Origin of the sequence: Streptomyces sp. NPDC015171 (assembly GCF_043079545.1) — a bacterium.
Lineage (GTDB): Bacteria > Actinomycetota > Actinomycetes > Streptomycetales > Streptomycetaceae > Streptomyces.
The window spans coordinates 25,764-51,924 of the sequence record NZ_JBIBUO010000006.1 but is presented as its reverse complement, the minus strand read 5'-3'; the positions used below and the strand labels follow the sequence as shown (position 1 = coordinate 51,924).

Below are 26,161 nucleotides of genomic sequence, written 5' to 3'. Positions count from 1 at the left end.
GCTTTGATGAGGGTATGACCCTGTATGTCGGCACATCGGGGTGGCAGTACAAGGACTGGCGGGGGGTCGTGTACCCGGTCGGCTGTCCGACCCGGCTGTGGCTGGAGGAGTACGCGGGGCACTTCGCCACGGTGGAGATCAACAACGCGTTCTACCGGCTGCCGAGCCGGGAGAACTTCGCGGCCTGGCGGGACCGGGTGCCGGACGGCTTCGTGGTGGCGGTGAAGGCGAGCCGGTTCCTCACGCACATCAGACGGCTGCGGGAGCCCGGGGAGCCGGTGGAGCGTCTGATGTCCCACGCCGCGGGGCTCGGCGACCGCCTGGGACCGGTCCTCCTCCAGCTCCCGCCCACGCTGCGCGCCGACGCTCCCCTGCTGGACGCCTGCCTCGCCTGCTTCCCGTCCGGCACCCGGGTCGCGGTCGAGCCGCGTCACGACTCCTGGTGGACACCGCGGGTGCGCGAGGTGCTGGAGTCCCGGGGCGCGGCCCTGTGCTGGGCGGACGTACGGGCCCGCCCGGTGACGCCGCTGTGGCGCACCGCGGATTGGGGTTACGTCCGCTTCCACGAGGGCCGGGCCCGTCCCTGGCCGCGCTACGGCACCCGTTCCCTGGAGACCTGGGTGGACCGCACCGCGACGACCTGGTCCGACGCTGAGGACGTGTACGCGTACTTCAACAACGACCCGGGCGGAGCGGCCGTGGCGGACGCGGCGGCCTTCGGCCGGGCGGCGACCAGAGCGGGCCTGACGGTGACCCGCACACCACGCAGACACGCCGAACGCACCCCATGAACTCGACACGAAGCACCCCAAAGGGGCGCGGGGAACTGCGCGACCAGCCACCACGACGCCGCAGACGAACACCCACCGAACCAACCCAGCCGACACCCCCACACAAAGCACGCCGGCACCACCCCAATAGGGGCGCGGGGAACTGCGCGACCAGCCACCACGACGCCGCAGACGAACACCCACCGAGCCAACCCAGCCGACACCCCCACACGAAACACGCCGGCACCACCCCAATAGGGGCGCGGGGAACTGCGCGACCAGCCACCACGACGCCGCGGACGAACACCCGCGGAACCAGCGGAGCGTCTAGTCCCCGTACGCCGCCCGCAGGGCATCACGCACGGCGCCCGCCGCCTCCTCCTCCGTGAGCCCGAGCCGCCGTACCCGCTCCGCGTACGCCTGCGCGGCGGCGGAGGCCTCGCGTACCGCAGCCGAGCCCGCGGCGGCCACGAACGTGCCGTTGCGCCCCCGTGTCTCGATCACCCCGTCGCCCTCCAGCGCGCGGTACGCCTTGGCCACCGTGTTCACCGCGATCCCCAGGGACTCGGCCAGCCCCCGCACGGTCGGCAGCCGGTACCCCACCGGGAGCACCCCGGACCGCGCCTGCTCGGAGATCTGCGCCCGCACCTGCTCGTACGGGGGCGCGCTGTCATCGATGCGGATCTTCAGGCTCACAGGGCCGATTGTCCCGCACCCGCCGGAAAATCGGAGGCAGCCCGGCGCCCCGCCGCCTACGCTCCCCCGACGTGACAGTCCTCGTGCGCGCTCTCCGCCCCGACGACCCCGCGGATCTCCAGGGCTTCGCCCGTACCCGCCGGCTCGCCCTTCCGTACATCCTCTTCACTCCGGAGTCGGTCCGGCACACGGCCCTCCACACGCCCCCCGACGCCCGCTTCCGGCCGCTCGTCGCGGAGGAGGACGGCGAGGTGATCGGCACGGCGCAGGTCCATCTGGTGTCCGACAGCCCCGAGCCGGGCCAGGCGTGCCTGAACATCTACGTCCGCCCGGACCGCACCCGCCGCGGCGCGGGCCGGCTGCTGGTGCGGGCCGCCGAGGAGTACCTGACGGACCTGGGCGCGACCAAGCTGTTCGCCTGGACCCTGGACGAGCCCGCCAACCGGGCCTTCGCCGAGCGGCGCGGCTACCGCGCAGGCCGCTCCGCGCACTTCCTCCGCCTCGGTCTCGCGCACGGCACCCTCCCGCCGCTCCCGCCGGTCCCGCCCGGTGTCGAGCTGCGCACGGCCGCCGACTTCGCGGACGATCCCCGGCCGGTGTTCGAGCTGGACGCGGAGACGTCGGCCGACGAACCGAGCGACGTGGACACCGAGTTCACGGACTACGCGGCCTGGCTCGCCCAGACCTGGCACCACCCGCTGCTGGACCGGCAGCTGACCGTGGCCGCCTGCGTGGACGGCCGTCCGGTCGCCCTCACCGTGGCCTACACCGACGGCGACGGCCGCTACGCCACCGCGATGACCGGCACCGCCCGCGCGTACCGCGGCCGCGGTCTGGCCAAGCTCGCCAAGGTCCACTCCCTGCACCGGGCCCGGGCCGCGGGCGTCACCGAGGCCTTCACGGGCAACGACACCGGCAACGCCCCCATGATCGCGATCAACAAGTGGCTCGGGTACGAGGTCTGCGGTACGGAGGTGCGCTATGTCCGCGAACTCGGCTGAGCCGGTGGACCGGCTGGAGGTCGTCCTGGTCAAGGCGGGCCGGACGAAGATCCGGTATCCGGCGGAGCTGCTCGGGGACGACGGTGTCCGGATCGCCGTACGCGCCCCCTGGGCGGGCTCCGGGGTCCGCGACTTCGGCTTCGTGCGCTTCGAGCCGGGTGACGTGTTCACCGAGTACTACTGGCGGGACCGGTGGTACGCGGTGAAGGAGGTCCGTGCCGCGGACGGCTCGGTCAAGGGCTGGTACTGCGACATCACCCGCCCCGCCGTCCGCTCCGGTGCCGAGCTGGTCGTGGAGGATCTCGACCTGGACCTGTGGCGCTCGGCGGACGGCCGGGACGTACGGCGCCTGGACGAGGACGAGTTCGCCGAGAGCGGGCTCGCGCGGACGGATCCGCCGGCCGCGTCCGCCGCGCTGGCCGCTCTCGACGCGCTGGAGGCGCTGGCGGCCGGCCCGGGCGGCTTCGCGGAGCTGCTGGCCTGAGCCGCCCGGCGCGGTGCGGGGTCACACCGTGGCCAGCACCGCGTACCGCTCGTCGTCCACCGCCTTCCCCCACAGCGCGCGGTGCCCGGACAGTCGCTCCACGCGCACGTCCCAGGTCAGCGGCCCCAAGAGGGCGGTGAGGCGCTCGGCGGGTATGCCGACCGGGGCGAGGCTCCCCCAGACGCCCTCGATCAGCACGAAGCGGCCTCCCCCGCCGCCGGGGGCGCGGGCGGCGTCCCCGGGTCGCAGCAGGTCACGCCAGCGCCGCAGCGCCCCGGCCGGGTCCGGCAGCGTCCACAGCACATGCCGGACCAGGACCGCGTCGAAGCGCTGGTCCCCGACCGGCGGGGCCTCGGCGTCGCCGCGCAGGACCGCCGCGGGGTGCCCGGCGAGCTTGGCCCGGGCCCGCTCGACCATCGCCCCGGACCGGTCGACGGCCGTCACCCGGTGCCCCTGCTCGGCGGCGAGGAGGGCGAGGCTGCCCGTGCCGCAGCCGAGATCGAGGACGTCGGCGGGGTACTCGGGGAGCCAGGAGCGGAGCCGGTCCGCCCAGGCGGCGCGGACCGCGGGATCGCGCAGGCCGTGGTCCGGTTCGGCATCGAAGCCGGCGGCCTGCGCGTCCCAGTCCGGCTCCGGGGCGGCCACGACCGTGTGCTCGCTCTCGCTGCTCATACCCGGAGAGTGACACACACCACTGACAGTGCGGACGTGACAGCGGCCACTGACGTCCCGGCACCGATGAGGAACCCTCGCCACAGGCGTCTACCTCCATGACCCCGCGCGACCCGGTAGGCGTCGAAGGAGGCAGTCATGCGCCGTACGACCGTGCGGAAGCCCCTGAAGAAGACGGACAGCAGCCGCCGGATCCGCGAAGAGGCGGACGAGCGGCAGGCGAGACGCCCCGAGGTGCGCAAGGACATCGCCCGCACCTGGTGGCCCGACGGCTGACGCCCGCACGGCGGTCCCGGTGCCGCCGTCCTTGCCTGAGCGCAGTCTGAGCACTCCCTTAAGCGCACCATAAGGATCTTCTCCATCCGCCCTCAGCAGGCGATTTCACGGTTCCTCGGGGCTAGCTTCATGCCACCCCCCCACGGGATGCAGCCCGCCCCACACCGTTCGGAGGAGTTCCGCATGCCCACCAGCCGCAAGGCCAAGGTGCCCGCCGCCGTCGTCATCGGCCTGGCGCCGCTCGCCCTGACCGCGCTCACCGCCGCCCCCGCGTCCGCGCACGGATCGATGGGCGGCCCGGTCAGCCGCGTCTCGCAGTGCTACGCGGAGGGACCCGAGAGCCCGGAGTCGGCCGCGTGCAAGGCGGCCGTGGCGGCCGGCGGCACCCAGGCGCTGTACGACTGGAACGGCATCCGGATCGGCGACGCGGCCGGGCGCCACCGGCAGCTGATCCCGGACGGCAAGCTGTGCAGCGCGAACAGCGAGGAGTTCAAGGGGCTGGACCTGGCGCGTGCCGACTGGCCCGCGACGAGCGTGCGCAGCGGGTCGTACACCTTCAAGTACCGGGTGACCGCCCCGCACAAGGGCACCTTCACCGTCTATCTCACCAAGCCCGGTTACGACCCGGCGAAGCCGCTCGCCTGGTCCGGGCTGGATCTGGACCACCCGGTGGCGACGGTCACCGACCCGGTCGCGGCGGGCGGCTTCTACACGTTCTCCGGCAGCCTGCCCGAGCGGTCCGGGAAGCAGCTGCTGTACGCGGTCTGGCAGCGCTCGGACAGCCCGGAGGCGTTCTACTCCTGCTCGGACGTCGACTTCGGCGCCGGCACCGGCGGCGGTGGCGGCGGTACGGACGACACCGGCACCGGCACCGGGACCGCGGGCGGCGCCGGCACCACACCGGCCCCGGCCGCCTCCGCACCCTCCGACGAGCAGATCGAGGCCGGCGCCGGCAGGTCGACGATCGAGCACCACGGGCACGGGGACGACGACGCGAGCACCTCGGCGGAGCCGGCCACCGGTCCGGCGGAGTCCGCCCCCGTGCGGGCCAACCGGCCGAAGGCGGCCGGGGCCCCCGCCGACCTGGCCGAGACGGGTGCGTCCTCCGGCACCTCCGCCCTCGCGATCGGCGGCGCGGGCGCGCTGGCGCTGGGCTCGGCGGCGCTGTTCCTTTCGGTGCGGCGGCGGGCGGCGGGCGGCACCCACCGCCGCTGAGGGTTCCGGGGCCCGTGCGGCGGCTCAGGCCGGACGGGCCCCGGCGTTACGTCAGCTGAACACCGAGGCGCAGGTGGTGGCGGTGGCGTGGGCGGGGTCGAGCGCGTTGGCCACCTCGTGGAAGGCGATCCGGTCGACCAGCGCGATCGCGACATGTTCGGAGAGGTCGAGCGGGCACAGGTCCTGCAGCAGGACGTTGCGGACCCCGGAGCCGCTCAGGTACTGGCTGCGCCAGGGGGTGGCCACCTCGTCGTACTTGGTGGCGATGACCGTGTAGCTCACCCCGGGGACGGTGTCGCCGCCCGCGTTGAGCTTGGTGAGGAAGGCGGAGCCGGGGATCTGGTCGGCCAGGCCGGGGGTGGTGGCATTGACCAGGTCCTCGGCGCCGGGGAAGTACGGCAGCAGGTTGGTGAGGCCGCTCAGGGTGGCGCCGTGGTTGTCGGGGGCGATGCCGACGAGGGCGTGCACCTTGGCCGCTCCGCCGAGGAACTTCAGGTAGTAGCGCGGCATCATGCCGCCCTGGGAGTGTCCGACCAGGTCGGCCTGGGCGGCGCCGGTCGCGGCGAGCACCTTGTCGACGAAGGCCGAAAGCTGCTCGGCGGACTTGTCGATGGGGCCGAGTCCGTGGAACAACGGGACACCGGGGAGCTGGCCGTAGTCGACGGAGTAGACGCAGTACCCGCGGCTGGTCAGGTAGGGGGCGAGACCGAGCCAGTTGTCGACCGAGTTGCCCAGCGTGCCGTGGACGAGGACGACGGGGCGGGGGTGGGCGGCGGAGGGCTTGCAGGAGTAGTCGTTCCAGCCGCTGGTGGGCGCGGCCGAAGCGGTGGCGGCGGTGGCGGTGGCGGGTACGAAGGCGACGGCGGCGGTCAGCAGCAGCGCGGCGAGGGGTCTGAGCACTCGCTTCCAGGGCAGCATCGTGTGATCTCCTTGCGGCTCAAGGGAGGTGCACGGCCTAACCCTGTGATCCGGATCACGGGATGCTGTTCACCCGTCAAGTTACGGACGAGTAGTGCAAGTGTGAAGTTACGCGTCAGTAAAAACTTCCAGTGGTAGTCGGCAGCCCAGGGGAGCTGGCAGATCGTCACCAGGCCGGCCTGATCGGACCATAGGGGGCGATCCGCGCCAAACGGTCCCGCAACGCGCGCACCTCGCCCTCGCCCAGCAGTTCGGCCCACCCCCCGACCACCTCGGCCGCGGCCTCCTCCGCCGCCCGGGTGCAGTCCCGGCCGCGCTCGGTCAGCACGATCAGCCGGGCCCGCGCGTCCTCGGGATGCGGCCGCCGCTCGGCGTACCCCTTGCGTACGATCTCGTCCACCAGCTGGCTCGCCGCCTGCTTGGTCACCCCGAGGTGCGCCGCCAGGCCGGTGACGGTGGCCCCGTCCGGGGCGAGCCGCGCGAAGGCGAAGCCGTGGGCGGGCCGGAGATCCGCGAAGCCCCGGGCGACCACCCCCTCGTGGATGCGCTGCGTGAGGTCACCCGCCACGGCGAGCAGGGCGGCGGACAGGGCCATGGCGTCGGAGTTCTGCACGGAGGCATTGAAACACCCTTGACGAACAGGTCAAGCAGCTTAACCATATAGTTAAGCCACTTGACCACTATCCCGTTCGCCAGGGAGGCCGCCACCATGCCCGTCGTCCGCTCCTCGGCCGCCGTCACCCACGAGATCCACGGCGCCCGCTTCGTCTCGTACGCCACCCCGCTCACCGGCAGCAGGGAGCTGTGCGCCTGGCGCGGTGAGATACCGCCCGGCACCAGGGCTCCCGCCCACACCGTCAGCCGGGAGGAGATCTTCCATCTGCTCGTCGGCGAGCTGCTGATGACCCTCGACGGTCACACCGAACGGATCTCGGCGGGTGACACCGTGATCGTCAACCCCGGCGCGACCCTGGCCGTCGAGAACCCCACCGGGCACACCGCGATCTCCTGGGTCACCACCTCCATCGGCCTGGAGGCCCGGCTCGCCGACGGCACGCGCATCACTCCGCCCTGGGCCAACTGACCTCCGGGCGGGGCGCGTCAGGCCGCCAGGGTGCCCGGCATCACCGCGCGCGGTCCGAACCTGGCCCGCGCGCGGTCCGCCACCTCCTCGATACGGCGGACCTTCTCGTCGACGGAGTCGAAGGCGAGCTGGTAGGAGGCCCGGTCGGCGGAGGTCAGCCCCTCGGCGCGCAGGACGAGGGCGCGGACCCGGGCGCGTTGCAGGCCGAGCGCCTCGTAGAGGCCGTAGGCCGCCCCGGTCAGGGCCGCCGAGTGCGCGGTCGGTTCCTTCAGGGTGCGGCCGCGGGTGGTCGAGGAGCGGTCGGCGTAGCGCACGGTCAGGGTCAGGGTGCGGCAGACCTTCTCCACCGCGCGCAGCCGGGCACCGATCTCCTCGGCGGCCGACAGCAGCGCCTTGCGGTGCCTTGCGGGGTCCAGTTCGTCGATGCCGAAGGACCGTTCCGTCGTCAGCGACCGCGAGACGGCGTTCGGGACGACCCGGCCGCGGTCGACGCCGGCCGCCTTCTCCCGCAGTTCCCGGCCCGCCTTCGCGCCGATCAGCCGCTGGAGCGTGGAGAGCGGCGCGGCGGCGACCCGGTCCAGGGTGTCCAGGCCGTACTCGCCCAGGGTGCGGGCGGTCGCCGTGCCGACGCCGGGCAGCGCGGAGACCGGCCGCCCGGCGAGGAACTCCGCGATGCCGGCGGGGTCCCCGGGCACCACGCCGGTCGCCCCGGGCCGGGCGTCGCGCAGCGCCATGCGGGCCAGCATCGGTCCCGGCCCGGCGCCGATCACGCAGTCGACGCCGTGCCGCGCGAGAGCCCGCACCCGGATCACCGAGGCCAGCTCCAGCGCGTCGCGCCCGAAGTACCGCTCGGCGCCGCGCAGATCGGCCAGCGCGCCGTCCGGCGGCAGCGCCTCCACGACCGGGGTGAACTCCTCCAGCAGCCCGAGCAGTCCGGGCAGGGCCGCCTCGTACATCGGCGGCAGCTGGAAACGTACGCAGAGGATGGTCATCCCGCACTCCCCGGACTCTGGTGCCACAACTTCCTCATCGCCGCGGGCCCCTGTGAGACGTCCTGGCCCGCGGGGCGCAGATCGGCCCAGGGGTGCATCTCGTACCCCGTGGGCATGCGGATCGTCCGGCCCGGCATCGGGTCGCGGGCCGCGGAACCGGCCGGCGCGGGCGGCCCGTCGGAACCGGCGAGCCGGGCCCGGGACGGACCGTCGTCCTCTCCGGCCGGGGGGCCGGCCGGTTCGGCCAGCCGGGCCGCGACCCCGTCGAGCCCCTCCTCGCGCCGCACCTCCACCAGTTCGGCGAGGTTCCAGGCGGCGGAGCCCACCACGCTGAGGCTGCGCGGGCCGCGCCGCTGCACCACGCCGCGCACCAGCAGCAGCCAGGAGTGGAAGACGGTGTGGGCGCAGGTGTCGTGCGAGTCGTCGAAGAAGGCGAGGTCGACCAGGCCCGTGCCGTCGTCGAGGGTGGAGAAGATGACCCGCTTGCCGGAGCGGATCGGCGGGGTCTGGGTGGCCGCCTTGGCGCCCGCGACCAGCACGGTCTCCCCGTGCCTCGCCTCGCGCAGCCGGCGTGCCGAGACCACGCCCAGCTCCTGGAGGAACTCCCGGTGGTCGTCCATCAGATTGCGCGAGGCGTCCATGGACAGCACGCCCAGCTCGGCACTGAGCCGCTCCTGCGAGGTCAGGTCCGGCAGGCCGGCCGGCGCGGTCCTCCTGCCCCCGGCGAGGGGGAGCTGGCCGCCGCCACCGCCCCGGGCGCCCCGGTGCAGTTCGGTCAGATGCAGTTGCAGATCACGCCGGTTGGCGCCGAAGGCGTCCAGCGCGCCCACCTGGGCGAGCCGTCCCGCCAGCGGCCTGCTGGGCCGGGCCCGCTCCCAGAAGTCCAGCAGAGAGGCGTACGGCTGCCCGTCCGCGATCCGCTGCGCCTCGGCCTCGCTGATGCCATGGACGTCGAGGAGGGCGAGCCGCAGCCCCCACACCGCCGGCGAGTCGGACACCAGTTCGATCCTATGGGCGGCCCCGGACACATTGACGTCCAGCGGCAGGATCGGCACCCCGCGCCGCCGGGCGTCCGCCAGCAGCAGCCGCTTGGGGTACATCCCGGGGTCGTGCGTGAGCAGTCCGGCGTAGAAGGCGGCCGGGTGATGCGCCTTCAGCCACGCCGACTGGTAGGTGGGCACGGCGAAGGCGACGGCGTGCGCCTTGCAGAAGCCGTACGACCCGAAGGCCGCCACGATCTCCCAGGTCCGCCCGATCGTCTCCGCGTCGTACCCCCTGGCCGCCGCCTGCTGGGCGAACCACACCCGGATCCGTCCCTGCGACTGCGGATCGGACAGCCCGCGCCGCACCCGGTCGGCCTCGCCCCGGCCGCAGCCGGTCATGATGGCGACGATGTCGATGATCTGCTCGTGGAAGACGACGACGCCGTACGTCCCGTGCAGCGGTTCCGCCAGGTCCGGGTGCGGACAGCGCACCGGCGCCCGCCCGTGCCGTGCCTCGATGAACGGCCGCACCATGTCGGCGGCGACCGGTCCCGGCCGGAAGAGGGAGATGTCGACGACCAGGTCGTCGAAGGTGGCCGGCTGGAGCCGGCCCACCAGGTCCCGCTGGCCCGGCGACTCGATCTGGAAGCAGCCGAGCGTCTCGGCGGACCGGATCAGCCGGTAGGTCGCCGGGTCGCCGGGCGGCACCGCGTCCAGGTCGATCCGCTCCCCGCTCGCCCGCGCCACCTCGGCGACCGCGTGCGCCATCGCCGACTGCATCCGCACCCCCAGCACATCCAGTTTGAGCAGCCCGAGATCCTCCACGTCCTCCTTGTCGAACTGCGCCATGGGCAGCCCCTCGCCGCTGGTCGGCACCACCGGCGTACGGGCGAGCAGGGAGGCGTCGGACAGCAGCACCCCGCACGGGTGCATGGCGATCCCGCGCGGCAGGGCGTCGAGCGCCTCCACCAGCTCCCACAGCCTGCCGTACCTCTCCTTCTCCCCCGCGAGCCGCTTCAGCTCGGGCAGCTCCTCCAGTGCCGCGCGGGCGTCCCGGGCCCGGATGTGCGGGAAGGACTTGGCGATCCGGTCGATCTCGGCCGGGTCCATGGACAGCGCGGCACCCACGTCCCGGACGGCGTGCCGGACCCGGTAGGTCTCCGGCATGGAGACGGTCGCGACCCGCTCCGTGCCGAACCGGTCGATGATCGCCCGGTACACCTCCAGGCGGCGCGCGGACTCCACGTCGATGTCGATGTCGGGCAGCACCACGCGCTCCTTGGACAGGAAGCGCTCCATCAGCAGCCCGTGCTCGACCGGGTCGGCGTGCGCGATCCCGAGCAGATGGTTGACGAGCGACCCGGCGCCGGAGCCGCGCGCGGCCACCCGGATGCCCATCTCCCGTACGTCGTCCACCACTTGGGCGACGGTCAGGAAGTAGGAGGCGAAGCCGTGGTGGGCGATGATGTCCAGCTCGTGGTGCATCCGCTCCCAGTACGCGCGCCGGCCGCCGTACCCGAGCCGCAGCATCCCGGCGGTCGCCCGCGAGGCGAGCGCCCGCAGCGCGGTGCGCCGGCCGGCGCCGACGAGGTGCGGCTCGGGGAAGTGGACGGTGCCGATGCCGAGGTCGTCCTCGGGGTCGACCCGGCACTCGGCGGCCGTGGCCCGGGTCTGCTCCAGCAGCCGGTGGGCGGTGTCCCGCCGGTATCCGGCCGCCTCCACGACCCGTTCGGCGACCTGGAGCATGGCCTGCGCGTCCTTCAGCCAGGCCGCGCCGGAGTCCAGCTCCCCGCGGGGGTCGATCGGCACCAGCCGCCGGGCGGCGTCCAGCACATCGGCGACCGGCCCCTGTCCGGGGTCGGCGTACCGGACGGCGTTGCTGAGCACCGGCCGGACGCCCTGCTCGGCGGCGAGGCCGACGGTGCGGGCGGCCAGCCGCAGGGAGCCGTCCCCGGTGCCCGTGCGGCCGTGCCAGACGGCTTCGAGCCGCAGCGCGTCGCCGTAGATCCCGCGCCACGCGGCGAGCAGCGCCGCCGCCCGGTCGGGCCGTCCGGCGGCCAGCGCGCGCCCCACGTCCGAGCCAGGCCCGAGCAGGACCACCAGGCCGTCGCCGCGGTGGGCGGCCCAGGGGAGCGGCGCGGCCCCCGCGTCCGCGTGCGCCACGGTGACGAGCCGGCACAGCTCGGCCCAGCCGCGGGCGCCGTCCCGGGCGAGGAAGGTCGCCCGGGGGGCCGACTCGTCCACGAAGGCGCCGCCGCGCGCCGGGGTACGCCGCCGCTCCCCCCGTACGGCCGTCTCCGCCGCCACCGCCAGGTTCACCCCGAACAGCGGGCGGACGCCCGCCCCGGCGCAGGCCTTGGCGAAGCGCACCGTGCCGGCGAGGGTGTCGCGATCGGTCAGGGCGAGGGCGTCCATGCCCCGCTCCGAGGCGCGCTCGGCCAGCCGCTCCGGGTGGGACGCCCCGTACCTCAGGGAGAACCCGGAGACGGTGTGCAGATGCGCGAAGCCCGGCACACGCACCTCCCGCACTCGTGAGCCCCGAACGGCTCTCGAACATCAGTTCCCAACTCCTCCCTCCACCATACCCCCATTCTCGAACGTATGTACGACATCCGTTCGAGCGCCTCCCACCTGCGCAAACACCCCGGGCGCACAGCGCGAAGCCCCGCCCCGGACAGAGCCGGGACGGGGCTTCGCGGACGACGGGTCAGCCGATCCGCGACCCCGTGGCGGACAGCGCCTCGGTGACCGGCTGGAAGAAGGTCTCCCCGCCGGAGGTGCAGTCGCCGCTGCCGCCGGACGTCAGCCCGACGGCGCTGCTGCCGGAGAACAGCGAGCCGCCGCTGTCCCCGGGCTCGGCGCACACATCGGTCTGGATCAGACCGCTGACCGTGCCCTCGGAGTAGTTGACGGTGGCGTTCAGGCCGGTGACCGTGCCGTCGTGCACCTGGGTGGTCGAGCCGCTGCGGGTGACCTTCATGCCCACGGCGGCCTCGGCGGCGCCGGTGATCTGCCGGCCGGTGCCGTCGTAGAGGTCGACCTCGCTCGGGTGGTCCACCTCGGCCGTGTACTTCACCAGACCGTAGTCGTTGCCCGGGAAGCTGGACTGCTCATTGGTGCCGATGGTCTTGCCGGAGGAGTCCGACCAGGTGGAGATGGCCGCGGTGCAGTGCCCGGCGGTCAGGAAGTACGGCTGCCCGCCCTTGACCACGTTGAAGCCGAGCGAGCACCGCCCGCCGGAGCCGCTGATGGCGTCGCCGCCGGCGATGAACGGCTTGAACTCACCGTGCGAGCGCTTGAGTTCGGCCGTACCGCCGAGCCCGTCGACGACCTTGCCGAGCTTGGCCCATGCGGCACCGGAGACCGTCCGGTCGGCGGTGACGACGACCTTGTTGCTGACCGGGTCGGTCGCCCAGGAGGTACCCGGGATGGTCGCGTCCGACGTCAGCGCCGCGCGCGCCCGGCCGAGTTCGGCGAGCGAGTGGGTGACGATTCTGGCCTTGGCCCCGGCCTTCTCGACGGTCCTCGCCGCGGTCCGGTCGAGCACGTTGACGACGAGGTTCTTCGAACGGGCGTCGTAGTAGCTGCCCGCCGCGCCGGCGCCGAGGTCGCCGGTGAGGCCGGAGGCGAGCTTTCCGGCCGCCGGAGCGGACAGCAGCCGCGGCTGCGGGGCGGGGTTCACGGGTTCGCTCGCGTTCGCGTTCTGCAAGGTGACACCCGCCGTGACCAGTGCGGCGATGCCCGCTCCGGCCAGTGCGGCACGCCGCCCGGGTATGCGTCGGTGCTTCAACTCATGTCCTCCTGTGGGGGGTCGGCCGGGCAGGTTGTGGGGACCTGACGGGCCGGAAGGCTGGTTGACGGGCGCTTACTCTTCCGAACCGCACAGGGAACACACAAGACCGACTTCCGGACGCGCGTGCGGAGGGCTCACCCGCCACTTCAGCACTGCAAACTACGCACAAGTAACCACACCATCCCGTCCGGCATGGCTGAAAATCGCCTACGCGAGCCGCACGAAGAATCCCCCGCACGCGGCTCGCGTGCGGGGGCTCGGTGGTGCCGGATTCCCTTACCGTCAGGGCAGGGTGACCCCGTAGTAGCTCAGTGCCTCGGTGACCGGCTGGAAGAAGGTCGTGCCGCCCGAGCTGCAGTCGCCGCTGCCGCCGGAGGTCAGACCGTAGGCCACGCTGCCCCCGTAGAGCGGACCGCCGCTGTCGCCGCCCTCGGCGCAGACCGTGGTCTGGATCAGGCCGGAGACGACGTCACCGCTGCCGTAGTTGACGGTGGCGTTGAGCCCGGTGACCCGGCCGCTGTGGGTGCCGGTGGTGGAGCCGCGCCGGTAGACGGTCGTGCCCACGGACGGGGTGGCCGCGCTGCTGATGGTCTGGCTGCCCACCGCGCTCGGGTGCGCGACCGAGGAGTTGGTGTACCGCACCAGCGCGAAGTCGTTGCCCGGGAAGCTGTAGCCGACGTTGGTGCCGAGCACCGTGGTCTTGCTGGAGTTGCTGTACCAGGTGGAGGCGACCTCGCCGCAGTGGCCCGCGGTCAGGAAGTAGTACGTGCTGCCGCTGCGCACGTTGAAGCCGAGCGAGCAGCGGTAGGAGCCGCCGTAGATGGCGTCGCCGCCGGTGATCAGCTTCTTGAACCTGCCCGGGGTGTGCTTGACGGTGAGCGCGCCGGAGGTGGCGCCGGCCTGCTTCTTGATCTTGGCGATCTCGGCCTTGGACACCGTGCTGTCGACGGTGACCACGACCCGGTTGGTCTTGCTGTCCACCGTCCACGCCGTACCGGCGATGTCGGCCTTGAGCACGGAGTCGCTCGCCTTGGTGAGCTGGGCCGCGCTGAACGTGTCGGCGTCGCTGGCGTTCGCGGTGGGGGCGGCGAACGCGGCCGCGGCGAGGAAGCCGGAGGCCACGGCGGTGAGCCGGGTCCGTCTCGCGGTGCCGGCGCGGGGAGTGGTGCGCTTGATCCTCACTTGTCGTTCCCCTCCAAGGGAAGTCGGGGGCCCGCGTGGGGTCGGGGCCCGTGAGGCGCAGCCGGGGGCTCGACCGGATTCGAATACGCATGCCCCTGACAAGCGCTGAGGGGGAGTATTCGGCCGAACGGCCGGTCGGCACAAGGGTGCCTTTCGGCCGTCGGACCGGAACCACCCGAACGCACCAACGACCGGCCCGGTGCCGGCCCGGCACACCCCGGGCCGGCACGGCTTTCTCGGGTCAGCTCAGCCGGCGCTCCCCCGCCTCGACCGGCACGTCCAGCGTGTTGCCGGGGGCCGGGAAGGGGCAGATGAAGTGGTCGGCGAAGGCGCACGGCGGGAGCTGGGCCCGGTTGAAGTCGACGGTCGTGCGCCCCTCGGCGTCCGGGGCCTCGGCGAAGAGGAAGCGGAACCGGAAGCTCGTGTCGCCGCTGGTGGCGTCGGCGAACACCGCCCACAGCGGCCCGCCGCCCGGCCGCGCGACCTTCAGCGTCCGCTCCTGTCCGGCCAGGGTGAAGGCGACTTCGCCGACGAGGTCGAAGCCGCGTTCACGGCCGTCCGCGTTGCCGAGCCGCACGGTGCGCGTGGCGTCGTACGGCACGAACCGGCCCGGCACCGACCAGCGCGGGTCGTAGGCATCGGCCTCGATGCCGCGAAAGGCCCGCCGGGCGGCGGAGTCGGGGTCGTACACCCGCACGCCCCAGACGCCCTCCCGGACCAGCACGACCAGCCGCCTCGCGCCCTGCGCGACCCGCGCATCGGACTCCGGGCCGCGGTCGGCGGCCAGCCTGGCCGTGCCGGAGAAGGGCCGGCCGGCCACGGTCAGGCCGTCGGCCCCGGTGGCGGTGAGCAGCACTCCCTCCTCATCCGCCGCCCATGTCCCGGGAATGTCCGGAAGTCGACCCTCCGGATAGTCCTCGATCCAGTGCGTCGCGGTCAGGGCGAGCGGCCCGTAGGGCGCCGCGACCGTCTCCTCGCGCTGCTCGTGCCACTGCTTCCAGGCGTCGGACGCGTCGGTCGTCATGCCAAGGTTCCTTTCCGGTGTCATCAGAGTTCCCGGGCCGGCTGGGCGAGCCCGAGATGGGAGCGGAGCGTGCCGCCCCGGTATTCCGTGCGGAAGGCGCCGCGCTCCTGGAGCAGCGGCACCACCCGGTCCACGAACTCCTCCGGTCCGTCGGCCGGGAGCTGGGGAAGGAGGAGGAAGCCGTCGGCGGCCGCCGCGCCGGCGTAGCGGTGCAGATCGGCGGCGACCGCGTCGGGCGTGCCGACGAAGGACTGCCGGCCGCTCGCCTCGATCACGGTCTCCCGGACGGACAGCCCCTTCTCCCGGGCCAGCGCCCGCCACCGCTCGGCGAGCGCGAGCCTGCGGCCGTCCCGGTGCCCGGCCCCGGGTGCTCCCGGTCCGGACGCGGCCGGGGCCGCGGGGGAAGGGTCGGTCTCGGGCAGCGGGCCGTCGGGGTCGTACCCGGTGAGGTCGGTGCCCCAGACCCGCTCCAGCGCGTGGAGCGCGTACTGCGGGGTGATCCGCCGCCGTCTGATCGCGGCGGCCCGCTCCTGCGCCTCGGCGGCGGTGTCCCCGAGGACGACGGTGATCCCGGAGAGGACCTTGAGGTCCCGGGGCCCGCGGCCGTGTGCCGCCAGCCGCCGTCCGACATCGGCGTAGCGGGAGCGGGCGGTCTCCAGCGGGGCGTGCCGGGCGAGGAGTACGTCGGCCGAGGCGGCGGCCAGTTCCCGGGCCCGCCCGCACTCCCCCGTCTGGATCACCACGGGCCGTCCCTGGGGCGAGCGGGGCAGGCCGAACTCGCCCGCGATGTCGAAGTGCCGGCCGCGGTGCGCGAACGGCCGGGGCATCCCTTCGGGGCTCCAGGAATCCCACAGCCGCCGGGTGGCGGCGATGAGTTCCGCGGCCCGGCCGTACAAGTCAGAGCGGTCCCCCGGGCGGAAGTTCGCGTCCGCGCCGGTGTCCGCCGGGGCCGGCACCCGCCAGGCGGCCCGGCCCGCGCTGAGGTGGTCGAGGGTGGCCAGCCTGCGGGCGAGTTCGTAGGGCTCGCCGTAGGCGGTGTGCACGGTGGCGGCGAGCCCGAGCCGGGCGGTGACCCCGGCGAGCGCGTTCAGCACGGCGACCGGCTCGGGACCGCCCACCGGGTCCAGCTCGTGCGGGCGCCCCCGGTGCTCGGGCAGCCGCGACTCCCCGTCGAGCAGGAGGAAGTCGAACAGGCCGCGCTCGGCGGCGCGGGCGACCCGCTCGAAGGAGCCGAACGCGGCCCGCGCGCCCGCGCCCGCACCGGCCCAACCGGCCGTGCCGGCCGCCGGGTCGGCGTGCCGGTCCCCCGGCCCGGCGTCCGCGGACCACGGGAAGGCCGCCGCCAGATGGAGTCGCCGCGGTACGGTCATCGCGTTCCCCCGGTCACGGCGTACCGGTTGGCGGGCCGGGCCAGGCCCAGGTGCTCGCGCAGGGTGCTGCCCGGGTAGAAGGTGCGGAACAGACCGCGGTGCTGGAGCAGCGCCACCGTGCCGTTGACCAGCCGCTCCAGATCGCGGCGCGGTTCGACGGGCACGAGGTGGAAGCCGTCGGTGACCCCGTCGGCGTGCCAGCCGGCCACCAGTTCCGCGAGGTCGACCGGGCCGCCCCGGTACAGCGGGCCCCGCACGGTGGGCCGCGCGCCGCCGCCCCCGAATTCCCGGCTCCGTTCGAACAGCGGGGAACCCCGCCCCGGCGTGGCCGCGTACTCGCCGTCGCCGAGGTCGACCAGCAGGCTCACCAGGACCCGCAGCGAGTCCGGGCGCCGCCCGAACGCGCGCGCCCGCTCCCGCAGCCGGTCCCGGGAGGCGGCGGCCTGGGCGGGGGCGGCGGCGCGCACCAGGGCGACGTCCGCGTACCGGGCGGCGACCGTGCCGGCGTGGTCGTCGGTGGCGTCGACCACGCGGACGGGGTGGCCCTGCGGCGGCCGGGGCACGGTCGAGGGGCCCCGGACCGAGAAGGCGGTGCCGGTGAAGTCGACGCGGTGCAGCCGGTCCCGGTCGAGGAACCGGCCGGTGGCCGCGTCCCGGATCTCGGCGCCGTCCTCCCAGCTGTCCCACAGCCGCGCGGCCACGTCCGCGGCCTCGCCCGCCTCCCGCCAGAGCGCCTCGGCGGAGAACGGGGCCCCGGCCGCGCGGGCGGGAGCGGCCCCGCGGCCGAACAGCCTGCTCTCCGCCTCGGTGGCGGACACGTCGATCCGCCAGCCGGCCCGGCCCCCGCTGACCCAGTCGAGGGTGGCCACCGCGGCCTGCACCTGGAAGGGCTCGGTGTGGGTGGTGGTGACGGTCGGCACCAGCCCGATCCGCCGGGTCGCGGGCGCCACCCGGCACAGCGCACCGAGCGCGTCGGGTCCGGGCCGGGCGAAGGAGTCGTCCAGCGTCACGAAGTCGAGGCCGCCCTGTTCGGCGAGGCGGGCCAGCTCCACGTAGGCGCCGGCGTCGAGCGCGTCCGGCTGGTCGAGAGCGGCGGCGAGATGCAGCAGTCCGCTCATGTCCGGTGCCCTCGCGGCCCGTTCGGCCACGGCGCCGGCGCGCATCCGCGGCGGTGCGGGCCGGCGGTGCCGGACCCGCTGCGATACCCGGCCACCTCACAGCACCTTCGCCAGGAACGCCCGGGTCCGCTCCTCCCGCGGAGCGCCCAGCACCGCGTCCGGCGGCCCCTGCTCCACGATCCGCCCGTCGGCCATGAACACCACCGTGTCGGCGACCTCCCGGGCGAACGCGATCTCGTGCGTGACGACGATCATCGTCGTGCCCCGCGCCGCCAGGTCCCGGATGACGTCCAGCACCTCGCCCACCAGCTCGGGATCGAGGGCCGACGTCGGCTCGTCGAACAGCAGCAGCTTCGGCTCCAGGGCGAGCGCCCGCGCGATGGCCACCCGCTGCTGCTGGCCGCCGGACAGCTGCCGCGGATAGGCGTCGGCCTTGTCCCCGAGCCCGACCCGCTCCAGCAGCCGGTGCGCGCCGCGCACGGCCTCCTTCCGGGGCCGCCGCAGCGCGGCCACCGGGGCCTCGACGACGTTGTCCAGGACCGTGAGGTGCGGAAAGAGGTTGAAGTTCTGGAAGACGAACCCGATCCGGGTGCGCTGCCTGAGCACCGCGCGCTCGGGCAGCTCGTACAGCCGGTCCCCGGCCCGCCGGTATCCCATCAGCGCGCCGTCCACGCTGATCTCGCCCCGGTCCACCTTCTCCAGATGGTTGATGGTGCGCAGCAGCGTGGACTTGCCCGAGCCGGAGGGGCCGAGCACGACGGTGACCTCACCGGCGCGCACCTGCAGGTCGATGCCCCTGAGCACGTCGAGGGAGCCGAAGCTCTTGTGCACGGACCTGATGTCGACCATGACGCTCATCGCGCGAGTTCCTTTACCAGTGAGGTGCTGAGGAAGGACAGCGCCGCCCGGGCGGTCGCGTCGTTCTGCCGGAACGCGGGACCGCCGGTGCGGGGGCGGGTGAAGGCGCCGGCGGTGCGGTTCTCGGTGTAGGGGCCGAGCGCGAAGCGCCGGGGGTGCGGCTGCCCGGCGCGGTCGCGTATCCGGCCGTCGCCCGGGTCGACGCGGAGCAGCCCGTCGGGGGTCTCGGCGGCGCCGTCGGCGTGCAGTTCGCGCAGCAGGCTGTCGCGGGTGCGTCCGACGGCGGGGGCGGGCAGCCGGGCCTCCACCAGGGCCCGGGCCTCGACCGAGAAGCCCGGCACGGTGGGGCTGGCGGCCCGGAACACCCCGTCCTCGGCGGTGACGGCCATGTCGGCCCCGACGAACCGCAGCAGCCCGGCCCGGGACAGCGCGTGCATCTGCCGCAGCCGGGGCCCCGGCGGCCCGGACGCCAGGTAGCTGAAGAACCCGTGCCACCAGGGTCCGATGTCCCCGAGCCGCACCAGCTGCCCGTAGACGGAGAGCAGTCCGAGGAAGACGCCCAGGTCCGCGCTGTGCGCGGGGTCGTGACGGCGGCTCAGGTCGGCCTCGACATAGTTCCTGAGGCCCTCCTGGAGGGCGTCGTGCGAGGCGTACCGCACTCCGTCCAGCGGGTGGTCGAGCGCGGCGAGGTCGAGCCGGTCGGCCGGGTCCGGCACGGCGGCGGCGACCAGCGCCCGGGTCTCGGCCGGGCCGTCCGCCGCCGCGTACTTCTCCTCGAAGTCGGCCCAGGCCATCGCCGTACGCCCGGGGTGGGCGGTGAACAGCCGGTGGTAGTGGGCGAAGCCCAGCTCCTTCTCGGCCAGCGGCCACACATCGCGGCGGAAGTCGAAGCCCTCCGGTCTCGACAGCAGTTCGTCCACCTCGGCGGGGCCCAGGAAGCGGGGCAGCGGCGGGCGGTCGCCGGTCAGGGCGTAGCCGATCTTCGAGTGGTACGGCACTCCGCGCCGCGAGCCGACGTACAGCACCGGCTCGCGTCCCGAGGGCACATAGGTGTCCCCGTCGTACCGGCCGCCGCGTCCCTCGGTGAGCAGCACCATCAGGTCGACGAAGGCCAGCCCGAAGCCGCGGACGAGGACCGGCTCGCCGGGCGGCAGCGCGGAGAGGTCGCTGTCGGCGGTGAAGTCGGGCGGCAGGTGCGTCAGGCCGTGCCGGCGCGCGTACGCGGCGAGCTCCTCCTGCTCGCTGTCGAGTTCGGCGTCCAGGTGGCCGACGGCGAGGATCACCAGGTCGGCGAGGAGCGGGCGGGTGCTGCCCTCCAGCCACACCTGCTGGCGGCCCTCGCGCGGCCCGCTGATCCGCAGCGCGCGCCGCGGGTGGTGCTGGACGGTGATGTCCGGGGGCAGCTCGGCCAGGGTCCGTTCGTACACCCAGCGCAGATAGCGGCCCTGGAGCTGCCGGTCGGCGAAGGTGTGGCCGTCGAGACCGGCCCACTCGTGGAGGGTGGGGCCCTCGCGCACCGGGCCGGCCATCGCCACCGTGTCGTCGGTGAACATGGTGACGTCCTCGGCGTGCGAGTTCATCCACAGCAGCGGTGACTGCGCCTGCCGCCAGATGCGTCCGCCGCCCGGCGGATGGGGGTCGACGAGGTGGATGTCGAAGCCCGGACCGGCGTACAGCCCGGGCGCGTTGGCGGCGAGGCGTTCGAGGACGCCGGTCCCCCGCGGACCGGCACCCACGATCACCAGCTGCCGCCTCATCGGGCGTTCTCCGTGCCCCGCGCGTAGTACTTCTCGACGTAGTGCTGGCCGACCCCGAGCACCGAGGTGACCACGGCGTACCAGAGGGTGGCGACCATCAGCAGCGGGATCACCTGGTAGGTGCGGTGGTAGATCAACTGGGCGGAGAACAGCAGGTCGTTGACGGCGATGACGCTGACGATGGAGGTGCCCTTGAGGGTGCCGATCAGCATGTTGCCCGCGGGCGGCACGATGGCGCGCATCGCCTGCGGCAGCACGATCCGCCACCAGCGCCGCCACCGGCTCAGGCCGAGCGCCTGGGCGGCCTCGATCTGTCCGCGGTCGACGGAGAGGATGCCGCCGCGTACCACCTCGGCGGCGTAGGCGGCCTCGTGCAGGGTGAGGCCGACGATCGCGACGGCGACCGGGCTGAGCAGGTTGACGGTCTTCACGCCGAACACCTGCGGGTACAGGGCCCCGATGTTGAACCACAGCAGCAGCTGCACCAGGATCGGGATGGACCGGAACAGCCACACGTATCCCCAGCCGACCGCCCGCAGAACGGGGTTGGCGGACAGCCGGAACGCGGCGAGCAGGGTGCCGAGGGCGAAGCCGAGGACCATCACCACCGCGGTCAGCCACAGCGTGAGCCACAGTCCCCGCAGGACGGAGTCGGAGGTGAAGTAGTCGGCGACGACGTCCCACTGGAACGCCCGGTTGCGCAGGACGGAGTTGACGGCGAGCCCGAGCAGGGCGAGGACGGCGACGGCGGCCGCCCACTGGCCGTACCGGCGCTGCGGCACGATCCGCGGGGCGTCGGCGGGCTCGGGTTTCTCCGCCGCGGCGGGGACTTTGGCGAGGGTGTCGGATGACATGCGAAGGCTCCGTGACGCGAGGATCGTCAAAACGGGGTGGTGCCTTCACACGAGCGCGCCGCGCGGCGCGGATACGGCCGAGCCCCTCAGCAGGGCCGTGTACCGAGAGTACGCGGCCGTTTCCGTCCGCTGTCAATGCTGTCCAGACTGTGAGCAGTACATCTCAAGTCGGTTGACGCCGAACCGGATGCCTGTTCCACTTGGCCCATGCATCCACAGCAGTGGCTGGTCACCCGCTCCCACATCGACTTCGGTCGCGTGTGGTCCTCTTCCTGTTGAGCTGACCCCCTGCGCGCGCCCGCCCTTCCGGCGGGTCTCCTCGCGTTTCCTCGCCTGTTCCGCGCCTCTTGACTGTTCTCCGCCTTCACACGCGCACCCCTCCCCTCGCTTCTCCCCTCGCGTTCTTCCGCACTCCCTTCGGCCTCAGGAGACCGCTGTCCGATGCGTACGCCCATTTATCGATATTTTGCGCCTTTTGCCGCCCTGACCTCGGCCACTCTGCTGCTCACCGCCTGCGGCTCGGGTTCCGGGGGTCCGGGCGGTGCGGACGGCTCCGGGGTGGCGGCCAAGGCCGTCGACGTGCCCACCACGGATGTGGTCTCCGCGGTGCGCAAGGACGACGCGGCGGCCCGTCTGCTGCCCGCCGGCACCAAGAACCTCACCGTCGCGGTCAGCGTCGGCGGCACCCCGCCCGGCACCACCTACCTCGACGACGGAAAGACCCTGACCGGTCAGGACGTCGACTTCACCAAGGCGGTCGCCCGCGTGCTCGGGATCGAGGTGAAGGTGGAGCAGGCGAGCTTCGAGGCGATCCTGCCCGCTCTGGACAGCGGCAAGTACGACTTCGGCGCGAGCAACTTCGGTGTCACCGACGAGCGTCGCAAGAGCGTCGACTTCGTCACCTACATCAACGACGGCCAGGGCTTCGCCACGCGCAAGGACAGCAAGCTCTCGAAGGTCACCGATCTGAAACAGCTGTGCGGCCTCAACGTCGCGACCGGCGCCGGCACGACCTTCGAGGCCACGCTGGAGCAGAACAAGCATGTGTGCACCGACGCGGGCAAGAAGGCCTACCAGGTGCAGACGTACGCCGAGTCGAGCGCGATCTGGTCCTCGCTCCAGCAGGGCCGCAGCGACATCGTGATGTACACGATCAACGGGCTGCGCTACGCCGTGGCACAACAGGAGGGGCTGAAGTTCCTCAACGAATTCCACCGCCTGGACGTCGGCTTCGCCTTCAAGAAGGGCACCAGACTGGCACCGGCCTTCCAGGCGGCCGTCAACAAGCTGCTCTCCGACGGCACCTACGAGCGGATCCTGAAGAAGTGGGGCACCACGGGCTCGGCGATCCGGAAGTCGCAGATCAGCCCGCCGGAGCTGAAGAACTGATCCAGCCGTCCCGCCACCGGCCCGCCTGAGCCTCCGTCAGAACTGTTGCGCGAGACGCCTCGTTCACCCGTACGCACCGCACGTCACCCGTCCGCCGTGGACAATATTATTTCACTCTCAGTCAGCAGCCGTATGAGTCACGGCCCTTGGGGCACAAGGGCTCTCGACGGATCGTCTGTGCACCAGTACCGTCACAAACCCCCCGCGCGGCGTCTATCCACTTGGCGCGCAGTCCGCATCATGGATGACCATAGGGATGCGGGAAGCAGAGGGACCGCTGTGAGAGGAGGCGTCCATGGGATCGGTACGCAAGGCGAGTGCGTGGCTCGGCCTCGTCGACGACAACGATGACGAGCGCTATTACGACGACGAGTACTCCGAGGGCGCCGAGTCCGGGGAGGCCTGGGTCACCGACCCGCGGGTGAAGGTGGCCACGGACACGGCCGAGGAGAAGGACCGCCGGATCGCCACGGTCACCCCGGACAGCTTCCGGGACGCCCGGGCGATCGGCGAGCTGTTCCGGGACGGCGTCCCGGTCATCATGAACCTCACCAACATGGAGCCCGGCGACGCCAAGCGGGTCGTGGACTTCGCGGCCGGGCTCATCTTCGGGCTGCGCGGTTCGATCGACCGCGTGTCCAACCGGGTCTTCCTGCTCACCCCCGCCGACACGGAGATCATCAGCGGGGAGGCGTCCGCGCACCGCTCGGACGGCTTCTTCAACCAGAGCTGAGGCAGGGCCGCTCACCGGCCCTGCCTGGCCACGGGCTCACCGGAAGGCGTCGAGCCCGGTGAGCGCCTTGCCCAGCACGAGCTGGTGCATCTCGACGGTGCCCTCGTAGGTGAGCACCGATTCCAGGTTGGTCGCGTGCCGCATCACCGGGTACTCCAGGGAGATCCCGTTGGCACCGAGGATCGTCCGCGCCGTACGGCAGATCTCGATGGCCTCGCGGACGTTGTTGAGCTTGCCGAAGCTGACCTGCTCGGGACGCAGGCGGCCGGCGTCCATCCGCCGCCCCAGATGGTGGGCGAGCAGGATCCCCTTGTGCAGTTCCACCGCCATGTCGGCGAGCTTGGCCTGGGTGAGCTGGAACCCGCCGATGGGCCGCCCGAACTGCTCCCGCGTCTTCGCGTACTCCACGGCCGTCTCGAAGCTGCTGCGCGCCGCGCCCATCGCGCCCCAGACGATGCCGTAGCGGGCGTGCGTCAGGCAGCCGAGCGGTCCGCGCAGCCCGGTCACCTCAGGAAGGACGGCGGTGGCGGGCAGCCGTACGTCGTCCAGGACCAGTTCGCTGGTGACGGAGGCGCGCAGGGACCACTTGTGCTTGATCTCCGGGGCCGAGAAGCCGGGGCTGCCGGCGGGTACGACGAAGCCGCGGATGCCCTCCTCGGTCTGCGCCCAGACGACGGCGACCCCGGCGACCGAGCCGTTGGTGATCCACATCTTGCGGCCGTTCAGGACCCAGTCGTCGCCGTCGCGCTTGGCGTGGGTGCGCATGCCGGCGGGGTCGGACCCGTGGTCCGGCTCGGTCAGCCCGAAGCAGCCGATCACCTCGCCGGCGGCCATGCGCGGCAGCCACTCCCGCTTCTGCTCCTCGCTGCCGAACCGGTGGATGGCGTACATCGCGAGGGAGCCCTGCACGGAGACCAGCGACCGGATGCCCGAGTCGGCCGCCTCCAGTTCGAGACAGGCCAGACCGTACTGGACGGCACTCGCGCCCGCGCAGCCGTACCCCGTGAGGGACATCCCCAGGGCGCCGAGGGAGCCGAGTTCGCGCGCGAGGTCGCGGATCCCGGGCAGCTCGCCCTTCTCGTACCAGTCGGCGACATAGGGCAGGACGCGGTCGGCCGCCCAGCCGCGGACGGTGTCCCGGACGGCCAGGTCCTCCGGCTCCAGCAGGTCGTCGATCCCGAGCGGGTCGGCGGCATCGAACGGGGGCAGCTTCGCGGACGCGGACATGGAACACCCTCCGGGACACGGGACAGCGACAAAACTAGCAGCGCTAGTTACGACTCTGCGGCCGACGTTACGGTGCAGTGTCCCGCACGTCCAGAGGAGGTCAGGCGGTGACCCGCGGCTTGCCGGCCGCCGGCTCCGCCTCCCGGGGCGCCGGCAGCGTGGGCTCGGCCCCGGCCGGCTCCTCGCCGCACTGCATGAGCCACGGCAGCCGCAGCGCCATCACCGCGCCCAGCAGCAACAGACCCGCGCTCACCAGCAGGGTCACATGCAGCCCGTGCACGAAGGACTCCCGCGCCGCCCGGCGCAGCGCGGCCCCGGCGGTACCGCCGAGCCGGCCGGCGACCTCGTAGGCCTCGCCGAGCGAGTGGCTCCCCGCGGCCGACGCGCCGTGCGGCACGCCCGGCACCGAGCGCAGCCCCGGCGCGTAGGCCGCGTTCATGACACTGCCCAGCAGCGCGATGCCGATGCCGGCCCCGAGCTGGTACGAGGTCTCGCCGATCGCCGCGGCGCCGCCGGCCTGGTCGACCGGGGCCTCGCTGAGCATCGACTCGTACGCGCCGAAGAGCGTGGTCTCCAGGCCGAAGCCGAGCAGCACGAAGCCGGCCAGCAGCAGCGCCGGGTTGTCGGTGCCGCCCATCGCCGTCAGGGTCAGCACCGCCGCCGCCGTCAGGCAGAAGCCGAAGCAGACCATCCGGCGCGGGCCGAACCGGCGCAGCATGCGCGCCCCCGCCAGGCCCGCCGCCATCGCCGCGACGGTCAGCGGCAGCAGCCTGAGACCGGTCTGCAGCGGGGACAGGCCGAGCACCAGCTGGAGGTACTGGGCGGCGATCAGCTCCAGGCCGACCAGCGCGAGCATGGCCAGCACGATGCAGCCCACCGAGGTGCTGAACGCCGGCCTGCGGAACATCCGCAGATCCACCAGCGGATGCGTGAGCCGCCGCTGGCGCCGTACGAAGAGGAAGAGGAGGGCCGCGCCGAGCAGCAGCGGCAGCACGGTGAACGGGCTCGCCGCCGCCTCCCCGCCGCCGAGCCGCTTCACGCCGAGGACGACGCCGAAGAGCCCGGCCGCCGCCATCAGCGCGCCGGTCACGTCCCAGGGGCCCTCGCCGTCGCCCCGGGACTCGGGCAGCAGGGCCCTGCCCACGGGCAGGCTGACCAGCATCAGCGGGATGTTGACCAGGAAGACCGCGCCCCACCAGAAGTGCTCCAGCAGAAAGCCGCCGAGCAGCGGGCCGACCGCCGCGCCGACCGCGGCCACCGCGCTCCAGATGCCGATGGCGAGGGCGCGCTCGCGCCGGTCGGGGAAGACCTGACGGAGGATCGACAGGGTCGCCGGCATGATCATCGCGCCGCCGACGCCGAGCAGCGCGCGGGCGAGGATCAGCGTCTCGGCGGTCTGCGCGAAGGCGGCCAGCGCGGAGGCGACGCCGAAGAGGCCGTAGCCGAGCAGCAGAACGCGTCTGCGTCCGACCCGGTCGCCGAGGGTGCCGAAGAGGATCAGCAGCGAGGCGCAGACCAGCGGGTAGACGTCGACGATCCAGAGCAGCTGCATGGCTCCGGGCCTGAGGTCCTCGGTGACGGCGGGGACCGCCACGTGCAGCACGGTCGCGTCGACCGCGACGAGCAGCAGGCTGACGCAGAGGACGACGAGGACGACCCAGCGGCCCGCACCGGACCCGGCCGCCCGACGGCGCGGCCGTACGGCTGCCGTGGTCGTCCCGGACATGTACGTACCTCCCAGATGATCCCTCGCGTGGGGCGGAGC

Annotated in this window: 24 protein-coding genes; 8 read left to right on the top strand and 16 right to left on the bottom strand. The window is 73.3% G+C overall.

Features of this window, described 5'->3' with window-relative positions; translation table 11 throughout:
* Positions 1-14: 14 nt before the first annotated feature.
* Positions 15-791 (top strand): DUF72 domain-containing protein, encoded by a 777-nt coding sequence (locus ACF073_RS18160; RefSeq protein WP_392071075.1) that lies wholly within the window; start codon positions 15-17, stop codon positions 789-791.
* A 306-nt stretch (positions 792-1,097) separates the two neighbouring features.
* Here the strand turns inward: ACF073_RS18160 and ACF073_RS18155 are convergent, their stop codons facing one another.
* Entirely contained in the window at positions 1,098-1,466 is a 369-nt protein-coding gene (locus ACF073_RS18155) for a GntR family transcriptional regulator (RefSeq protein ID WP_392071073.1), read from the bottom strand.
* A 71-nt stretch (positions 1,467-1,537) separates the two neighbouring features.
* Here ACF073_RS18155 and ACF073_RS18150 point away from each other — a divergent pair, with 71 nt between their 5' ends.
* Positions 1,538-2,467, top strand: coding sequence for a GNAT family N-acetyltransferase (locus tag ACF073_RS18150; RefSeq protein WP_392071071.1), 930 nt, complete (start codon positions 1,538-1,540; stop codon positions 2,465-2,467).
* Positions 2,448-2,951 carry a DUF402 domain-containing protein gene (locus ACF073_RS18145; protein WP_392071069.1) on the top strand — a complete coding sequence of 168 codons (504 nt, stop codon included), beginning with the start codon at positions 2,448-2,450 and terminating at the stop codon, positions 2,949-2,951. The genes ACF073_RS18150 and ACF073_RS18145 overlap by 20 nt, the downstream gene beginning before the upstream one ends.
* Before the next feature lie 21 nt (positions 2,952-2,972).
* Here ACF073_RS18145 and ACF073_RS18140 read toward each other — a convergent pair whose 3' ends face one another.
* Positions 2,973-3,623, bottom strand: coding sequence for a class I SAM-dependent methyltransferase (locus ACF073_RS18140; RefSeq protein WP_392071067.1), 651 nt, complete (start codon positions 3,621-3,623; stop codon positions 2,973-2,975).
* 138 nt (positions 3,624-3,761) lie between these two features.
* On the opposite strand from ACF073_RS18140, the gene ACF073_RS18135 reads away from it, so the two are divergent.
* Both ACF073_RS18135 and ACF073_RS18130 read left to right on the top strand, forming a co-directional pair.
* A complete protein-coding gene (locus tag ACF073_RS18135) occupies positions 3,762-3,899 on the top strand; it encodes a hypothetical protein (protein ID WP_392071066.1) in 138 nt (45 codons plus the stop codon).
* A gap of 183 nt (positions 3,900-4,082) precedes the next feature.
* Complete coding sequence (locus ACF073_RS18130) at positions 4,083-5,114, top strand: lytic polysaccharide monooxygenase (protein WP_392071064.1); 1,032 nt, start codon at positions 4,083-4,085, stop codon at positions 5,112-5,114.
* 51 nt (positions 5,115-5,165) lie between these two features.
* On the opposite strand, the gene ACF073_RS18125 is transcribed toward ACF073_RS18130, so the two are convergent.
* Positions 5,166-6,032 carry an esterase/lipase family protein gene (locus tag ACF073_RS18125; protein WP_392071062.1) on the bottom strand — a complete coding sequence of 289 codons (867 nt, stop codon included), beginning with the start codon at positions 6,030-6,032 and terminating at the stop codon, positions 5,166-5,168.
* A gap of 166 nt (positions 6,033-6,198) precedes the next feature.
* Positions 6,199-6,645 carry a MarR family winged helix-turn-helix transcriptional regulator gene (locus ACF073_RS18120; RefSeq protein WP_392071060.1) on the bottom strand — a complete coding sequence of 149 codons (447 nt, stop codon included), beginning with the start codon at positions 6,643-6,645 and terminating at the stop codon, positions 6,199-6,201.
* Between the two features lie 96 nt (positions 6,646-6,741).
* Here ACF073_RS18120 and ACF073_RS18115 point away from each other — a divergent pair, with 96 nt between their 5' ends.
* Entirely contained in the window at positions 6,742-7,116 is a 375-nt protein-coding gene (locus ACF073_RS18115; protein ID WP_392071739.1) for a cupin domain-containing protein, read from the top strand.
* A 17-nt stretch (positions 7,117-7,133) separates the two neighbouring features.
* Here ACF073_RS18115 and ACF073_RS18110 read toward each other — a convergent pair whose 3' ends face one another.
* The 10 genes from ACF073_RS18110 to ACF073_RS18065 all read right to left on the bottom strand — a co-directional run bounded on the left by ACF073_RS18110 (position 7,134) and on the right by ACF073_RS18065 (position 21,047).
* On the bottom strand, positions 7,134-8,108 hold the full coding sequence (locus ACF073_RS18110; RefSeq protein WP_392071059.1) for a hypothetical protein: 975 nt from the start codon (positions 8,106-8,108) through the stop codon (positions 7,134-7,136).
* On the bottom strand, positions 8,105-11,605 hold the full coding sequence (locus ACF073_RS18105; RefSeq protein ID WP_392071057.1) for a DNA polymerase III subunit alpha: 3,501 nt from the start codon (positions 11,603-11,605) through the stop codon (positions 8,105-8,107). The genes ACF073_RS18110 and ACF073_RS18105 overlap by 4 nt, the downstream gene beginning before the upstream one ends.
* A gap of 193 nt (positions 11,606-11,798) precedes the next feature.
* A complete protein-coding gene (locus ACF073_RS18100; protein ID WP_392071055.1) occupies positions 11,799-12,881 on the bottom strand; it encodes a S1 family peptidase in 1,083 nt (360 codons plus the stop codon).
* 285 nt (positions 12,882-13,166) lie between these two features.
* Positions 13,167-14,066: a S1 family peptidase gene (locus ACF073_RS18095; protein WP_392071052.1), complete on the bottom strand. Its 900-nt coding sequence runs from the start codon at positions 14,064-14,066 to the stop codon at positions 13,167-13,169.
* Between the two features lie 241 nt (positions 14,067-14,307).
* On the bottom strand, positions 14,308-15,090 hold the full coding sequence (locus tag ACF073_RS18090; RefSeq protein WP_392071050.1) for a DUF1684 domain-containing protein: 783 nt from the start codon (positions 15,088-15,090) through the stop codon (positions 14,308-14,310).
* 23 nt (positions 15,091-15,113) lie between these two features.
* The gene (locus tag ACF073_RS18085; protein WP_392071048.1) at positions 15,114-16,460 is read right to left on the bottom strand and encodes an NtaA/DmoA family FMN-dependent monooxygenase; all 1,347 of its coding nucleotides are present in this window, start codon (positions 16,458-16,460) and stop codon (positions 15,114-15,116) included.
* Positions 16,457-17,578, bottom strand: a complete 1,122-nt coding sequence (locus ACF073_RS18080) for an LLM class flavin-dependent oxidoreductase (RefSeq protein WP_392071046.1) — start codon at positions 17,576-17,578, stop codon at positions 16,457-16,459. Before ACF073_RS18080 ends, ACF073_RS18085 begins: the two co-directional genes overlap by 4 nt.
* Before the next feature lie 96 nt (positions 17,579-17,674).
* A complete protein-coding gene (locus ACF073_RS18075; RefSeq protein ID WP_392071044.1) occupies positions 17,675-18,436 on the bottom strand; it encodes an amino acid ABC transporter ATP-binding protein in 762 nt (253 codons plus the stop codon).
* A complete protein-coding gene (locus ACF073_RS18070) occupies positions 18,433-20,193 on the bottom strand; it encodes an FAD/NAD(P)-binding protein (protein WP_392071042.1) in 1,761 nt (586 codons plus the stop codon). Before ACF073_RS18070 ends, ACF073_RS18075 begins: the two co-directional genes overlap by 4 nt.
* On the bottom strand, positions 20,190-21,047 hold the full coding sequence (locus ACF073_RS18065) for an amino acid ABC transporter permease (RefSeq protein ID WP_392071040.1): 858 nt from the start codon (positions 21,045-21,047) through the stop codon (positions 20,190-20,192). The genes ACF073_RS18070 and ACF073_RS18065 overlap by 4 nt, the downstream gene beginning before the upstream one ends.
* 441 nt (positions 21,048-21,488) lie before the next feature.
* Between ACF073_RS18065 and ACF073_RS18060 the strand changes: the two genes are divergently transcribed.
* The gene (locus tag ACF073_RS18060; protein WP_392071038.1) at positions 21,489-22,436 is read left to right on the top strand and encodes an ABC transporter substrate-binding protein; all 948 of its coding nucleotides are present in this window, start codon (positions 21,489-21,491) and stop codon (positions 22,434-22,436) included.
* Positions 22,437-22,731: 295 nt separating this feature from the next.
* Positions 22,732-23,169 (top strand): cell division protein SepF, encoded by a 438-nt coding sequence (locus ACF073_RS18055; RefSeq protein WP_392071036.1) that lies wholly within the window; start codon positions 22,732-22,734, stop codon positions 23,167-23,169.
* Positions 23,170-23,205: 36 nt separating this feature from the next.
* On the opposite strand, the gene ACF073_RS18050 is transcribed toward ACF073_RS18055, so the two are convergent.
* Both ACF073_RS18050 and ACF073_RS18045 read right to left on the bottom strand, forming a co-directional pair.
* Entirely contained in the window at positions 23,206-24,396 is a 1,191-nt protein-coding gene (locus ACF073_RS18050; protein ID WP_392071035.1) for an acyl-CoA dehydrogenase family protein, read from the bottom strand.
* Positions 24,397-24,496: 100 nt separating this feature from the next.
* On the bottom strand, positions 24,497-26,122 hold the full coding sequence (locus ACF073_RS18045) for an MFS transporter (protein ID WP_392071033.1): 1,626 nt from the start codon (positions 26,120-26,122) through the stop codon (positions 24,497-24,499).
* Between the last annotated feature and the right edge of the window lie 39 nt (positions 26,123-26,161).

Coding starts and splice junctions, on each gene's coding strand:
- ACF073_RS18090 (WP_392071050.1), bottom strand. CDS start 15,090: ATGACGACCGACGCGTCCGACGCCTGGAAGCAGTGGCACGAGCAGCGC.
- ACF073_RS18110 (WP_392071059.1), bottom strand. CDS start 8,108: ATGACCATCCTCTGCGTACGTTTCCAGCTGCCGCCGATGTACGAGGCG.
- ACF073_RS18125 (WP_392071062.1), bottom strand. CDS start 6,032: ATGCTGCCCTGGAAGCGAGTGCTCAGACCCCTCGCCGCGCTGCTGCTG.
- ACF073_RS18115 (WP_392071739.1), top strand. CDS start 6,742: ATGCCCGTCGTCCGCTCCTCGGCCGCCGTCACCCACGAGATCCACGGC.
- ACF073_RS18045 (WP_392071033.1), bottom strand. CDS start 26,122: ATGTCCGGGACGACCACGGCAGCCGTACGGCCGCGCCGTCGGGCGGCC.
- ACF073_RS18080 (WP_392071046.1), bottom strand. CDS start 17,578: ATGAGCGGACTGCTGCATCTCGCCGCCGCTCTCGACCAGCCGGACGCG.
- ACF073_RS18160 (WP_392071075.1), top strand. CDS start 15: ATGACCCTGTATGTCGGCACATCGGGGTGGCAGTACAAGGACTGGCGG.
- ACF073_RS18050 (WP_392071035.1), bottom strand. CDS start 24,396: ATGTCCGCGTCCGCGAAGCTGCCCCCGTTCGATGCCGCCGACCCGCTC.
- ACF073_RS18140 (WP_392071067.1), bottom strand. CDS start 3,623: ATGAGCAGCGAGAGCGAGCACACGGTCGTGGCCGCCCCGGAGCCGGAC.
- ACF073_RS18065 (WP_392071040.1), bottom strand. CDS start 21,047: ATGTCATCCGACACCCTCGCCAAAGTCCCCGCCGCGGCGGAGAAACCC.
- ACF073_RS18085 (WP_392071048.1), bottom strand. CDS start 16,460: ATGACCGTACCGCGGCGACTCCATCTGGCGGCGGCCTTCCCGTGGTCC.
- ACF073_RS18145 (WP_392071069.1), top strand. CDS start 2,448: ATGTCCGCGAACTCGGCTGAGCCGGTGGACCGGCTGGAGGTCGTCCTG.
- ACF073_RS18135 (WP_392071066.1), top strand. CDS start 3,762: ATGCGCCGTACGACCGTGCGGAAGCCCCTGAAGAAGACGGACAGCAGC.
- ACF073_RS18060 (WP_392071038.1), top strand. CDS start 21,489: ATGCGTACGCCCATTTATCGATATTTTGCGCCTTTTGCCGCCCTGACC.
- ACF073_RS18075 (WP_392071044.1), bottom strand. CDS start 18,436: ATGAGCGTCATGGTCGACATCAGGTCCGTGCACAAGAGCTTCGGCTCC.
- ACF073_RS18055 (WP_392071036.1), top strand. CDS start 22,732: ATGGGATCGGTACGCAAGGCGAGTGCGTGGCTCGGCCTCGTCGACGAC.
- ACF073_RS18070 (WP_392071042.1), bottom strand. CDS start 20,193: ATGAGGCGGCAGCTGGTGATCGTGGGTGCCGGTCCGCGGGGGACCGGC.
- ACF073_RS18130 (WP_392071064.1), top strand. CDS start 4,083: ATGCCCACCAGCCGCAAGGCCAAGGTGCCCGCCGCCGTCGTCATCGGC.